15 protein-coding genes are annotated in these 14,048 nt (G+C 48.0%); all 15 read right to left on the reverse strand.

Translation table 11 applies throughout. The features are described from left to right. Positions 1 to 69: 69 nt before the first annotated feature. A complete protein-coding gene (trpE, locus tag ABXR35_RS10560) occupies positions 70 to 1,641 on the reverse strand; it encodes an anthranilate synthase component I (protein ID WP_367059290.1) in 1,572 nt (523 codons plus the stop codon). 644 nt (positions 1,642 to 2,285) lie between these two features. Then, positions 2,286 to 2,654, reverse strand: coding sequence for a chorismate mutase (aroH, locus tag ABXR35_RS10565; protein ID WP_367061338.1), 369 nt, complete (start codon positions 2,652 to 2,654; stop codon positions 2,286 to 2,288). An 8-nt stretch (positions 2,655 to 2,662) separates the two neighbouring features. Beyond that, positions 2,663 to 3,757: a 3-dehydroquinate synthase gene (aroB, locus tag ABXR35_RS10570; protein ID WP_367061341.1), complete on the reverse strand. Its 1,095-nt coding sequence runs from the start codon at positions 3,755 to 3,757 to the stop codon at positions 2,663 to 2,665. An 8-nt stretch (positions 3,758 to 3,765) separates the two neighbouring features. Continuing rightward, on the reverse strand, positions 3,766 to 4,935 hold the full coding sequence (gene aroC / locus ABXR35_RS10575) for a chorismate synthase (protein ID WP_367059293.1): 1,170 nt from the start codon (positions 4,933 to 4,935) through the stop codon (positions 3,766 to 3,768). Positions 4,936 to 5,256: 321 nt separating this feature from the next. Continuing rightward, positions 5,257 to 6,057: a CheR family methyltransferase gene (locus ABXR35_RS10580; RefSeq protein WP_367059296.1), complete on the reverse strand. Its 801-nt coding sequence runs from the start codon at positions 6,055 to 6,057 to the stop codon at positions 5,257 to 5,259. A 52-nt stretch (positions 6,058 to 6,109) separates the two neighbouring features. Then, complete coding sequence (ndk, locus tag ABXR35_RS10585) at positions 6,110 to 6,553, reverse strand: nucleoside-diphosphate kinase (protein ID WP_367059299.1); 444 nt, start codon at positions 6,551 to 6,553, stop codon at positions 6,110 to 6,112. A 951-nt stretch (positions 6,554 to 7,504) separates the two neighbouring features. Beyond that, positions 7,505 to 8,479: a polyprenyl synthetase family protein gene (locus tag ABXR35_RS10590; RefSeq protein WP_367059302.1), complete on the reverse strand. Its 975-nt coding sequence runs from the start codon at positions 8,477 to 8,479 to the stop codon at positions 7,505 to 7,507. Then, positions 8,476 to 9,339 carry a menaquinone biosynthesis protein gene (locus ABXR35_RS10595; RefSeq protein ID WP_436669330.1) on the reverse strand — a complete coding sequence of 288 codons (864 nt, stop codon included), beginning with the start codon at positions 9,337 to 9,339 and terminating at the stop codon, positions 8,476 to 8,478. The genes ABXR35_RS10590 and ABXR35_RS10595 overlap by 4 nt, the downstream gene beginning before the upstream one ends. Beyond that, positions 9,326 to 10,009: a UbiX family flavin prenyltransferase gene (locus ABXR35_RS10600; RefSeq protein ID WP_367059305.1), complete on the reverse strand. Its 684-nt coding sequence runs from the start codon at positions 10,007 to 10,009 to the stop codon at positions 9,326 to 9,328. The genes ABXR35_RS10595 and ABXR35_RS10600 overlap by 14 nt, the downstream gene beginning before the upstream one ends. Then, positions 10,000 to 10,875 (reverse strand): UbiA-like polyprenyltransferase, encoded by an 876-nt coding sequence (locus tag ABXR35_RS10605; RefSeq protein ID WP_367059308.1) that lies wholly within the window; start codon positions 10,873 to 10,875, stop codon positions 10,000 to 10,002. The genes ABXR35_RS10600 and ABXR35_RS10605 overlap by 10 nt, the downstream gene beginning before the upstream one ends. Position 10,876: 1 nt before the next feature. After that, complete coding sequence (locus ABXR35_RS10610) at positions 10,877 to 11,599, reverse strand: demethylmenaquinone methyltransferase (protein ID WP_367059310.1); 723 nt, start codon at positions 11,597 to 11,599, stop codon at positions 10,877 to 10,879. Between the two features lie 25 nt (positions 11,600 to 11,624). Next, complete coding sequence (locus ABXR35_RS10615; RefSeq protein ID WP_367059313.1) at positions 11,625 to 12,473, reverse strand: heptaprenyl diphosphate synthase component 1; 849 nt, start codon at positions 12,471 to 12,473, stop codon at positions 11,625 to 11,627. A 323-nt stretch (positions 12,474 to 12,796) separates the two neighbouring features. Continuing rightward, complete coding sequence (gene mtrB / locus ABXR35_RS10620; RefSeq protein WP_367061347.1) at positions 12,797 to 13,036, reverse strand: trp RNA-binding attenuation protein MtrB; 240 nt, start codon at positions 13,034 to 13,036, stop codon at positions 12,797 to 12,799. Between the two features lie 177 nt (positions 13,037 to 13,213). Further along, a complete protein-coding gene (locus tag ABXR35_RS10625; RefSeq protein WP_367059316.1) occupies positions 13,214 to 13,486 on the reverse strand; it encodes an HU family DNA-binding protein in 273 nt (90 codons plus the stop codon). A gap of 184 nt (positions 13,487 to 13,670) precedes the next feature. Further along, a complete protein-coding gene (locus ABXR35_RS10630; protein WP_367059319.1) occupies positions 13,671 to 14,048 on the reverse strand; it encodes a 2Fe-2S iron-sulfur cluster-binding protein in 378 nt (125 codons plus the stop codon).

The raw sequence follows: 14,048 nt of genomic DNA on the forward strand, positions 1-14,048 counted from the left end.
ATGATCCGGCAAACTGCCGATTGAATGACGAATGATGAATCTGATGACTTTCATATACAGATTGTCATGTTAGTCGCCCAGCTTCACTGGCTCGTAGCCATACAGATAATCGGGATTCGCTATATTTTGCTCCTTGCTGCTTTTCGGTGGAAACATTGCTTCGGCAACACGAATCGATTTGAGCATCGCTTTGGCTTTGTTAACCGTCTCTTCGTATTCCTTTTCAGGAACCGAATCCCATACGATGCCTGCGCCTGCCTGTACATAGGCGCGTCCATGTTTGAAAATAATCGTCCGAATCGTAATACAAGCATCCATATTACCGGAGAAGCCTAGATAACCGATTGCTCCTGCATATGCGCCGCGCGCTTCATTCTCAATCTCAGCAATAATCTCCATCGCCCGTAGCTTCGGTGCGCCAGATACCGTACCCGCTGGAAGACAGGACAGGAAGGCATCGAAAAAGTCCTTATCTTTACGAAGGGTACCCGATACATTGGATACGATGTGCATCACATGCGAATACCGTTCAATCTGCATAAACGAATCGGCTTTGACCGTACCGAATTCTGATACACGTCCAAGATCGTTGCGACCGAGATCAACCAGCATCAGATGCTCTGCACGTTCCTTTTCATCCTGTAGCAATTCTTCTGCCAATGCTACATCCTCGGCTTCCGTTTGTCCGCGTGGACGTGTACCTGCAATCGGTCTCGTTTGCAGCCGGTCGCCTTCGACCTTCACTAGCGCTTCTGGCGATGTACCGACGATAATTTCCTCATCTAACTTGAGATAATACATATACGGCGACGGATTCATCGTACGCAGCACCCGATATACTTCCAGTGGTGCCACTTCAGTATCAATATGAAAACGCTGGGACAAGACCACTTGGAAAATGTCACCTGCGCGAATGTATTCTTTCGCCCGATCCACTCCATCCAAATACTGTTCCTTGGTCATATTGGACTTGATCTCGCCCAGTTCAATATCCTCAGATACTGGTGCACGTCCAGCAGTATTGATCGGCGGCTGGGTTTGGAGCATCCGTTCCATCTCATCCAACTTGTGCGCGGCATCTCCATATGCTTCGCGGATCGCATCATCATCCGCTCCGTCAGGGACATGTACATTGCTTACCAGCAGGATATGCTGCTTCACATGGTCAAATACGACAATCTGATCACAGAACATAAAGCGAATATCATCCATATTCAGATCATCTACCTTGTGCGGCGGCAGCTTTTCATAATATTGCAGCAGATCGTAGCCGAAGAATCCAATCGCTCCACCGGTGAATGGTGGCAATCCGTCTACCTTGGGACTGCGATAGCGACGCAGCAGCGCTTTCAGCTGCTCTACGGGTTTACCGGATAAGTCGGTCTGTTCCCCATCAATGTCCAATGTGATCTTGCCTTGTTTACCGGAAATAAGCAGGAATGGATCGCTACCGATAAAGGAGTACCGCGCCCATTTGCTGCCGCCCTCCACGCTCTCCAGCAGAAACGCATGCTTTTGCTCCGCATAGCGCTGGAAAATCCGAATCGGTGTTTCCATATCGCCCAGCAGGCGTTTCACGATAGGAATCAAATTGTACTGGCTGGACATGGCAATAACCTGTTCTACATGAGGTTGGATCATGATATTCTCTCCTTTGATCTGTTTGATGTGGTAAGGGAAAGCATATCCGTGGACGGCGATAGCACCGGAAGGCAATAAAAAAGCCTCCACGCGTACGGACGCATGAAGGCTGGAATCACATCAAGTAGGTACAAATGCAGACAATGGATATACACAAATACACCATTGCTGGCTGAATCGACATATAGAGACTGATCATCATATTCGTTTCCCTTAGGAAAGAATACAGCATCGGCTGCTTCTCAAAAGGTTATACGTATAGTGTGTAGCTACCTTGGAACAAACATGGAATATCGATTCTTGCCCCTTAGGACAACAACCTATACATTCATCTTGCCCACTGCTACCTGTAACTATATAAAGGTATAATGATGTTCTATCCTGTCTATTCTGCTCTCGAAACGTCCTCGCACTTGTCTTCCTGCGGACCACCGACCCGAACCGTCCATGGATATGCTCTGACGCATATACCGGTGAACACTCCGCTCAGCCCGCCGACAAGGCTTACGTTTCCTTCTCATCTATACTGCTCTCTCTGCTTACCTGCAATCTCATCTCAATACACGGCTCTGCTTGTTTCTTAAGCTTGTTTTATACTATACCCTATAACTGGTAACTGACGCAACCCTTACGCTGGAATTGGATCAGGATGTTGCCAGATCAGGGCGTAGACGCGTTGCTTCATTCAAATAAACATGACGCATTTCCTGCTGCGTCTTTGTTGTATTCACATGAATCATCAGTCGAATGCACTGAGGCAGACTGCCTTGTACGGATGCTTCCACTGCACACATCAGCGGCACCATATTCCAGCCTTCCATCTCACGAATCGCCAGTGCTGGAAAAGCAGCATCCAGATCGGCAGTCATCGTAATCCAGATGCTACTGATGTCCTCTGGCTCAAACTGATTGCGTTCCACAATCTCCTTCAGCAAGACGAGCGTTTCGTCGAGAATCTCTTGACGTTCATTACGGGTAACCGTCGTTGCCCCGCGAATTCCACGCATGTATATAGTCATACTCAGACCTCCTCCTTTAGCTGTTCCACAGTACGGCGCACCAGATTGTAATCGACATTTTTGTTAATCTCCACTTTGCCGATCGCCTGTGGCACCACGAAGGTCATATTGCCTTCCTGAAACTTCTTGTCGTGCATCATCGCTTCCATGATAGCGTCAATATCCAGATGGTGCGGCAAAACCGTCGGCAGACCGAGACTTTGCAGCATACGACGCGTCGTATCTACTAGTCCCTGCTCGCCCCCAAGCGCTTCACCGATAATCGCAGAACCGACCATACCGATCGAAATGGCTTCACCATGAATAATCTCGCCGTAGCCAGCAACAGCTTCAATCGCATGACCAATCGTATGACCGAGGTTGAGAATGGCACGCAGATCATTTTCACGCTCATCACGCGAGACGACAATCGCTTTGATGGCACAGCCTTTTTCCAGACCGTAGCCCATCGCATCACGATCAACCGCCTGCAATGACTCCGCATGTTCCAAACACCAGTATGCAAAATCAGCATCCCAGATCAATCCGTGCTTGACCATCTCTGCCAGACCAGCACGCACCTCGCGCAGCGGCAAGGTTTGCAGTGTGCTCAGATCGTACAGAACCAGCTCCGGTTGATGGAACACACCAATCATGTTTTTCGCCAAACGATGATTGATCGCCACCTTGCCGCCTACGCTGCTATCATGAGCAAGCACCGTAGTTGGCATTTGGATAAAACGAATCCCGCGCATATACGTTCCGGCTACGAAACCAGCCAGATCGCCGACTACACCGCCACCAAGGGCGATGACCGCCGATTTGCGATCCAATCCGCCTTCAATAGCTTTGGTCATGACAGCTTCGAATACCGCCAGCGATTTGGATGTTTCACCTGCGCCAACTACAGCCGTAACAAAAGTAAAACCTGCCTCTTGCAGTGACTGTTCCAGCTTGTCCAGATGCAGTGGTGCGGTATTCTCGTCTGTGACAATCAGCAACGGGCTTTGCTTGGACAGTTTATGTTGTTCCAAATATCTGCCCGCTTGTTCCAGCAGTTGTTCGCCAATATAGATCGGGTAAGAGCGTTCGCCAAGTTGAACGTCTACTGTGCGAATCTCGCTCATCAGTAGGCTTCCAGCTGTGCGAGGTAATTGTCGTAGTTTTTACGAATCTCAGTCATGGAGTCGCCGCCGAATTTTTCAAGGAAAGCCTTGGCAACTTCCCAGGCAACCACACTCTCCATCACTACGCTTGCCGCAGGTACAGCACATGCGTCGGAACGTTCCACCTGTGCGGTAAACGGTTCCTTCGTATCAATGTCTACACTTTGCAGCGGCTTGTACAGCGTCGGGATCGGCTTCATCACGCCGCGTACGACGATTGGCATTCCGTTGGTCATACCGCCTTCAAAACCGCCCAGACGGTTTGTTGCACGGTGGTAGCCGCGCTCCTCGGTGTACAGAATCTCATCATGTACTTGCGAACCGCGAATATGTCCAGCTTCAAAGCCGATACCGATCTCCACACCCTTGAACGCATTGATCGACATGATTGCCTGTGCAATACGTGCATCCAGCTTACGATCATATTGTACAAATGTACCCAGACCGACCGGTACGCCTTCTACGATACATTCCACAATACCACCGATCGAATCGCCTTCTTTTTTGATCTGATCGATGTATGCTTCCATCTTTTGCTCGGTTTCCTTGTCTACGACACGTACCGAGGATTCCTCTGTACGAGCAATCAGTTCATCCAGTGGCAAATCATTCGCAGGCGCTTCAATCTCGCCGATACGAATGACCTGTCCACCGATTTTGATACCGAATTGCGCCAAGAATTGGCGAGCCAATGCGCCTACACCGACACGGATTGCCGTTTCACGTGCACTGGAACGCTCCAGTACGTTGCGCAGGTCTTTATGATTGTATTTCAAACCGCCGTTCAGATCAGCATGACCCGGACGTGGACGATGTACACGGCGTTTTTCTTCATCCGTGCCTTCCATCGGCTCGATATTCATAATTTTGGTCCAGTGCTTCCAGTCGTTGTTGACAACAACCATTGCTACTGGTGCACCTGTTGTATACCCGTGGCGTACGCCACCCACAATATCCGCTGTATCCTTCTCAATCTGCATACGACGACCGCGACCGTATCCTTTTTGACGACGTGCCAGTTGGAAATTCAACGCTTCAAAATCAAGCTCCAATCCGCTTGGCAATCCCTCAATAATCGCAGTCAACTGGGGACCGTGCGTCTCCCCTGCTGTCAAGTAACGTATACTCATGTTGCGTTCCCCCTTTAAACTGTTAAACTGTGCATCGCTAAAATCCGTAGTTACCTTTGCTTATTATAGTACAGCCTTCATCCATTTGACAAGGAACGTCAAATATTGTATTTGTGCATATCTGCCCGTCGTTTCTATGCTCTACTGCTATGCAAAAAGGCACACTGCCGACGGCTTTCGCCTATAGAACAGTGTGCTTGTGTTTATCATGATTGACTTGCATGTTGCGGTCGTGCACGTAGCCGGCCTTGGAGGATACCGGTTCGGAAAGACAACCGGTATCTATGTTGTTCATGTTGCAGATCAGCCCCCGCTGAATGGTCAACCTTTTTTCTGATAAAAGAATGTCTCGGAGGAATCAAATCCGTATTGACCCGGAGAAAAAATCTGCTCCGTGCTGCCTACAAACAGAACGCCGCCCGGACGCAGACTTGCTGCAAACTTGTGATACAGCAAATGCTTTGCTTCTTCAGTAAAGTAGATCATGACATTACGGCATACGATCAGATCATAGCCTGTTTCAAACTTATCCGTCAGCAGATTGCCCTTACGGAACTGAATCGATTTTTTCAGCGTATCATTTACACTGAACATCGGACCTTGGGCAGTGAAATACCGTTTGACCACGTCCGCCGGCACGTCCTTGAGCGAGCGTTCCAGATAGATCGCCTTTTTGGCTTTTTCCAGAGCACCGTCGTCAATATCGGTGGCGTGCAGCGTGCTGGACGAAAGCAGGTTTTTGTCCGCAAGAATCGTTGCAAGCGTATATGGTTCTTCGCCAGTTGAGCAGGCAGCACTCCATACTTTCAGGTTTTTGCTGGTCCGCTGCAACTCGGGCAGAATCGTATCGCGCAACACTTCCCAACGGTTCGGGTTACGCCAGAATTCAGATACGTTGATCGTCATCCGGTCGAGGAACTCGTAAAACAATGCTTTGTCCTTCAGCATGGCATCGAAGAATGCGCTGAATGTGGAGAATCCGTTTTTGGTACGCAGCGTCGTCAGACGGCGTTTCATCTGCGCTTCTTTGTACTGTGCCAGATCGATTCCTGTATTGTCTTTTACTTTTTTGATAAAGCCGGCATAATCCGCATCCGGTTGAATGGCATCATTCGTAAGCATGGAATCACTTCCTTGATCATGATTATAAGTTTAGTCCATGCGGGGGTATGTGTTAGAGCCAGGCCGAAATGTTTTTTTCGTAAACGCTTAACTCGGTTGGAGCGAAAAAGTTGGCGATTTCCCGTTCCGCACTTTCTGGCGAATCGGAGCCATGAATCAGATTAAACGGCGTATGCGCGGCAAAATCGCCACGGATTGTACCCGGCAAAGCTTCCTTTACTTGGGTTTTGCCCATTAGCATACGGGAAAGGGTGATCACATCATCGCCTTCCCACACCATCGCGAACACGGGACCAGAGGTAATGAAATCAATCAATTCCCCGTAAAATACTTTGCCTTCGTGTTCCGCATAATGGTTTTTGGCTTGCTCCTCGGTAGGAATGAGGAATTTGCCTCCGATCAATTTGAATCCTTTGTCTTCCAAGCGACTGATAATGCGTCCGATTAACCCACGTTGTACTCCGTCAGGTTTAATCATCAAAAATGTTCGTTCCATCTGACTCACTCTCCTGTTATCTACAAAGTGATCTGCTATCGGAGCAATGCAAAATGCTCACTTGTGTATTCTAACAGAAACCGTGAGGTACAGAAAGAAATGGAATCATATCCATTATGGCTCATTTTTGATACAATACCGCCCACATGAATTCTCTTACTTGTTATGCGCCTGTCTGCCGACGTGATTACTGCCATTTGTAGCATCGGGAAACGGTCTGCATACTTCAGTAATGTATATATCGACAATGAGGGGGTGGTCTTTTAGTCCCGAACATAAATAATTTGGAATTTGGTGGGAGTGGGGGGCTGTTGTGAGCGGAAGCGCTCTGGGAAGGGATAGGGGAACGTCCTTCAGTGGAGCGCAGGAATCTACGAAATAGGAGATTATTGTAGATTCCCGCGCTCCAAGGGCGTCCTTTTCCCCTATTCCCTTCCCGCCGCTATGTGCTCACAATGTACTCCGACTCTCACGGGTGGCTGGGGTAGCAGGGAAGGTCAAGGGATTTAAGGATTTAAGGATTTAAGGATTTAAGGATTTAAGGATTTAAGGATTTAAGGATTTAAGGATTTAGGGATTTAAGGATTTAGGGATTTGAGGATTTAATAATATAGAAATTTAGAAATGTAAGATTTAGGAATTTATAGATCTACATATTTGGAGATTTGGGAATTTGGAAACTTATAGACTTATATATTGAGAAACTTAAAGGCTTATATTTTTAGAGATTTATATGCTTGTATACTTAGATATTTGAGGATCAGTATGTATAGAAAAGAAACCAGCACTGACGGATCAGGGCTGGTTTGGGGTGTGGTTTTTTGGTTGACTGTCTTTGTTGCTTTTGTGGACTGCTCGTTGTTGCTGTTTAGAGAGTTGGTTTTACCTTTTTGTTCTCATCGCTTCATTGGCTCTTGTTATTACGTTGCTTGCTATCGGCAAGCTGAGCAATTAGTGGGAGCGTTTGGCTACGAAATGGGCGATTTCTTGCAAGTGTTTGCGGGTTTTGCCTTCTGGCAGTTGTTGTAGCGCATCCATTGCTTTTTGGATATAGCGATCAGCTAGCTGTTCGGCGCGTTCGATACCTTGGCTGTTTTTGACCATATTAACCGCTGTTTTGACGTCTGTTTGACCGTCGGCTTCGTGGATGCGGCGGATTTCGGAGAGCAGGGGCTGGTTTAACTCCTGTTCTTGAAGTGCCAGCAGCACAGGTAATGTAATGTTGCCTTGGCGCAGATCGCTGCCTGGTGGTTTACCGATTTGTTTTTCGGTACCGCACAGGTCGAGCACATCGTCGCGGATTTGGAAAGCCATGCCGACGTTGTAGCCGTAACGATATAGCTGACGTGTATGGGCAGCCGGTGCGTCGGCTGCCAGTCCGCCAAGTTGGCAACTGATGGCGATCAGCAAAGCCGTTTTGCGGCGGATACGCAGTAGGTAGCGACGGATCGTTTGCTCGGTATTGAAAAAGTCGCGGATTTGCTCCATTTCACCGATTGACATCTGTACCATTGCTTTTGCCAGTACGCGGTGAATCTCTGGGTTTTGCAAACGGGCAACGATGACTAACGCTTTGGCATAAATATAATCGCCCGTGTACATCGCAATCCGGTTATCCCATTTTGATTTGACGGTCAATTGACCGCGACGCGTTTCCGCATCATCAATTACATCGTCATGCACTAGCGATGCCATATGGATCAGCTCCAGTGGTACAGCGACATTGCTAAGCTTTTCTAGATCGTATGTGCCGTATTTGCCGCCGAGCAGCACAAAAGCAGGACGAAGCCGCTTTCCTCCCGCTTTTAACAGATGTAGTGAAGCCTCATTCAGCAGTGCATGGTCGGTATCAATGCTGCGGCTCAGTTCTCGTTCAATGACGTTCATGTCTTTTTTTAGTGTCCCGAAAATATCCAGTAGTTTCATTCGTTCACCCGTGTCATCGTATTGTCAGTCCATAATTCCATGTTCACTTCATGGTCCAGCAGGCCAAGCTCATACGCGTAACGGAAATACAGCGCCAATCCCTGCTGTTCCTGTATACCAAAATCATACCACAATTGGCGGAAATAATGTTCCCAGTAGTCGTGCTCGCCGCCCATCTTGCGCTGCGCTTCAGCAATGACCGGTTCAAGATTGTGCAGACTTTGCTGTTTACTGCTTCGCAAACCTGCTCCAATCTCCGTAACAAGCTCTGGATATGCTGCGGCAAATTGCTTGTTAACCGCCCATACCGCAAAGGTCATGCTGTGCCCTGTCCATGATTTCCATTCGCGCCCCAGATCGGTCACGATATATCCACTATCCCGACGCGCTGCTTCAATCGCATGATCACCGATCAGCAGGGCGGCATCGCAGCTGTCCATCATTTCATCTAGATTCGGATTCATCGATACATAGTCCGGCGCAAATCCATACCGTTTTTGCAAAATGATTTTCAGCAAATTCACGGAGGTAGCCGAAGTATTTGTCAGCGCAATCGTTCCATTTCCCAGCTCTGCTACCGGTTTTCTGGAAAACAGAAGAATTGATCCGACCGCATTCTGAGCACTGACCGATAGATCAGGCAACAGCCAGAAGTCCTGCGACCGCGTTCCATAAGCAAATGAGGATACCGGCGTTACATACAGCCGATCTTCCAGCAGTCCGCGATTCAGGTTAGCAGGCAGATCACTATGAATCACTGCCGATACCGACAGCTCCTCTGGTTGAAAATGCTGATAGATCGGCCAATCATTCGTATATTCAATTTTACCAATTTGAATCGGCAATTCAAACTTCGTCACGGTCATTCCCCCATCGTTCAAATAAATCATGATCGATCCCAAGCAGATCGAGCACTTTGCCAACCATGAAGTCAACCGCATCTTCCAGTGTTTTCGGACGATAATAAAAAGCCGGCATGGCCGGAACGATGCTGACTCCCAAGCGTGCCAGCTTGAGCATGTTCTCCAGATGGATCGCATGCAGCGGTGTTTCTCTTGGAACTATAACCAGTTTGCGCTCTTCTTTAATCATGACATCCGCTGCGCGGGTCATCAGATTGGTGGACATGCCGCCGGCAATATTCGCTAGCGTGCCCATAGAGCATGGAATAATAATCATCGCTTTGACCCGGAACGAGCCGCTAGCAATGGAAGCGCCAATATCGGAAAAGGAATGGTATACCAGCTTACCCGGCAGATGACCGAAATGCTGCGATAGCATCTCGTCCCGCCCAGAAGCCGACCAATCCATTTCTTCCTTCAAGACACGCCAGCCCGCATTTGAAATGACCAAATGCACGCTATAGCCAAGCGACAGCAGCACCTCAGCAAGACGAATGCCATATACAGAGCCGCTAGCGCCGGTAATGCCGATCACATAACGCTGACCGGCATGATTAGATTGAACACGATCGTTTCCAACAACAGTCGAAGCAGATAGTGATGATGGATGTTCCTCGTTTACAGCCATTGTTTCACCGCCAGATCAATAAGCGTGAATGCAAACATGATGATGCTGAGTGCACCATTCATCGTAAAGAACGCCGTTTGCAGGCGGCTCAAATCTTTTGGTTTTACAATATAATGTTGATAGAACAAAATTGCACATGCGATCACGACACCAGCGGCGTACCACCAGCCGAGATGCGCGATAAAGAACAAACTGATCAGACCAATCGCCGTAATGACGTGGAAGCCTTGCGCAATTTTCAATGCACGCGGAATACCAAAGCGGCTCGGAATCGAATGCAGCCCTTCCTTGCGGTCAAACTCTTCATCATCACAGGCATAAATCACATCAAAGCCTGCTGTCCAGAACGTAATCGCAACAAAGAACACGATTGCTGTCCAAGTAACCGTGCCAGTAACCGCTACCCAACCACCCAATGGCGCGAGTGCAATGGTCATCCCTAGCACGACATGGCACAGCCACGTAAAGCGTTTAGTAAACGAATAGAAGATGAGCATAAACACTGCAATCGGCAGCAATCGTAACGCCAGCGGAGATAGCTCAGTCACCGCCCAGAAGAAGACCACTAACGAGATAACGATAAAAATAACCACTTCGCCGGAGCGCAGCAGTCCTGCCGGAATAGCACGCATCATGGTACGCGGATTTTTGCCATCAAATGTACGGTCGATCAGACGATTCAATCCCATCGCCGCGCTGCGTGCGCCGACCATAGCAACCAGAATCCAAACGACCTGCTGCCATGTCGGCAAATGTCCATTTACGACATAGGAGCCAAGCATGGCACCCATAAAGGCAAATGGCAATGCAAATAACGTATGCTCAATTTTGATCATTTCCAAAAAGATTTTAATTTTCTTAAACATCCTACTTCTCCTTGATTCCAATATGAAGTGCGGCAATTCCGCCAGTCAGCGGATACGCCTGCACCTGCTGCAAACCAATTTGGCTGAACACATTAGCAAGCTCAGCCCGCCCCGGAAATGCCTTCAGTGAATCCGGCAGCCATTTATACTGCTCATACCGCTTGGCGACAAGACGTCCCATCAACGGCAGCAAATTTTGAAAATAGAAATAATAGATGCCTTTGAACGGCTGCCATGTTGGCTTAGATAGCTCCAGACATACAACCATACCACCCGGTTTCACGACGCGCTGCATTTCGCGCAATGTCTTTTCCAGATCAGGCACATTGCGCAAACCAAAGCCAATCGTTGCATAATCGAAGGAATTGTCTTCAAATGGCAAATCCATCGCATTTCCCTGTGTGAGCGTAATATTATCCTGCCAGCCATCGCGGTCGATCTTCGTCTGACCAACGCTGAGCATATTGGGACTGAAATCCAGCCCATAAATTTTGCCTGTTTTGCTTGCTTCAGCGATGCTCAGTGTCCAATCACATGTTCCGCAGCATACATCCAGCGCAGAATCACCTTGCTGTACATTCATTTTTTTCATAGTAAATTTGCGCCAGGTTTTGTGCATGCGGAAGCTGAGCACATCATTCATCATATCGTATTTCGGCGCAATCGATTCAAATACAGATTGCACGAATTGTTCTTTCGGTTTTGCACTTTCCGGTTTGCTCATTATTTCTTCACCTCTTCTGATGATCTCACACCTGATGAACAAGCTTGGCGTAGCTACTGGTCAGACCGGATATTTCACTTTGAAGCGCATCCTGATCACTCTGCTGCAATCGTTCGCCAATGGCTGCCAGTGCATGTCCGAGCAGTTTTTCGAGACGGGCGGTTGTACCGTAAACAGCATCCCACTCCTGCCAGCGCGGACTATTTTGCGGCTCCCTGTACAATTCATTTCGGCGCTCCGGTGCTTGCTCTAACGCATCGTATAAGCGGAAATGACCGAATGGCTGCTCTGCCTGACCGGGATTCAACTCGGTTGCCAGCAATTCACAGCGGCTAAACAGATACAGTAATTGCTCCCACAACTGACGTTGCTCCTCAGCGATATACGGGGTAAACGAAAGAAACAGCTGCATCTTCAGCTGTATGCTTGCTTCCATATATTGTTCCGCTGTCAATGTACCACGCTGCGATTGCTCGTACAGATTCATTTTCAATCGGTTGTTCTCACAGATCGCTTCACTGAGACGCGATACCATCTGAATCTCGCCTGCTTTAGCTAGCAATTCGTAAAATCGGCTACTGAAATAGTCGCCTGCTAGTACATTCAACTGACGTGATCTCATCTGCTCCTCCTGCTGATGGGCAGGTGAGGTATCGATCATATCATGCGTATCGAGTGCCATCTGTACCAGACCAGTCACAAGGGGAAACAATTCATCCGCATGTATTTGCAAATGATGGCTGCCTGCCTGACTTAAAAACAGGTGCAGCAAGCGGGCACGGACATCCGGAAATCCGGCAACCTCTGTATGCTTTTGAATCATATCGTATTCGGTATATTTTTGGGATGTTTCCAACAAGCGATACGGTTTCATTTCAGCCTCCGCGCCTTATTTAGGCAAGTCTATATTTTCACAAACCTGAAATACACAATACTTCAGATTTAAACCACTTCGGTTCATTATATCATATGTTGTCATCACAAGACAGGGCGATACAGTATTTGATTGCGCTCATGTCGTGAACATCGGACGCATCATAAGATATGTTACTTTTTACAATTCACTATATCCTTTTAACCCCAAAACTATAAAATACCGATACGCTTGTTCGCCGTATACCTGTAGCAGGTTTGGCGATAAACGATCGGTATTTCACAACTGCATTGCTTCTCTATAATACACCTAATAAGCCAAAATCAAACATCCGTATGCATCGTGCCATGCTTGGTCTGCACTTCCGCATCGCCACGAATTTTGATCGCTGATGTATTTTCGGTAAATTGGACGATCAGCACTTCGCCCTTGTCCAGCTTCTCGGTATGATGGAAGCGTGTATCGCGGCCTCGGGTCAATCCGATCACCTGCACGCCGTTGTCTTTTGCTTTGACCACTACATATTCGCTATTCACGTAATTATTATCGTTAGATGGCTGCATCATGTTCCTCCTTCCGCCAGCGGCGGGATTCATCAATTGTTGTATAGACACCATCTTATCATACAGGCAGGCTCAGCCATCCGTAAACCCCAGCCTCGTTTCCACCTTCGATAGACGCGAAAAGACCGTGACCAAACCTGATCACGGTCCCTTTTCTGAATATGGAATATGTACAACTTATTTAATTCCATCTTTCAACGCTTTACCAGGCTTGAAAGCCGGGATTTTGCTGGCAGCGATTTCGATTTCTTCGCCAGTTTGTGGGTTACGACCTTTACGGGCGGAACGCTCACGAACTTCAAAGTTACCAAAACCAACCAGTTGTACTTTATCGCCGCTTTGCAGAGCGCTTGCGATAGCTTCAAAGACAGCATCAACCGCTTTTGTCGCATCTTTCTTTTGCAGTTCGGTTTTTTCAATCACTTGTGCGATCAGATCTGTTTTGTTCATCGTTGTCACCTCCTGAGCAAGTATATGCGTATCCACAAGCTACTATAGTTTCGTGAATACGAAAATATGTGTAAACGGTGCGGATTTGTGCAGGTTGATCCGTCCGCCACAAACTGCGGCAAACAGAACAAAACTATAGTAATACAGCCACCTTTGAATTTCAAGCGTTTTACTTGTTTTTTATCTACCAATCGCTCAAATCATCGTTCTGCTGCTCCAACTGTCTACGAATCGCCACCTTGAGCCGATCTTCTGGCACGATAATGGTCGTCGATGCATCTACTCTCGCCTGACAGCCCAGTCGGATGCCTTCATGTAACTGACTTCCTAGCTTGCGCTGTTCGGCGGCATTTGGCGCTGATAATCCATCGCCACTCCCCTGCTCGCCCGGCTGTACTTGTACTTGTACTTTGCACATTAGACATGCTGCTCGTCCATCGCAGCGCACTGGAAGTGATACACCTGCTCGCCGAATCGCCTGCAATACTGTTGTACCCGCACTCACCTGTATAGAACGCCCAGATGGCAGCAGCTGCACATTCACTTTCTCTACTCTACTCAT

The sequence above is a fragment of the Paenibacillus sp. JQZ6Y-1 genome (genome assembly GCF_040719145.1).
Lineage (GTDB): Bacteria > Bacillota > Bacilli > Paenibacillales > Paenibacillaceae > Saccharibacillus > Saccharibacillus kandeliae.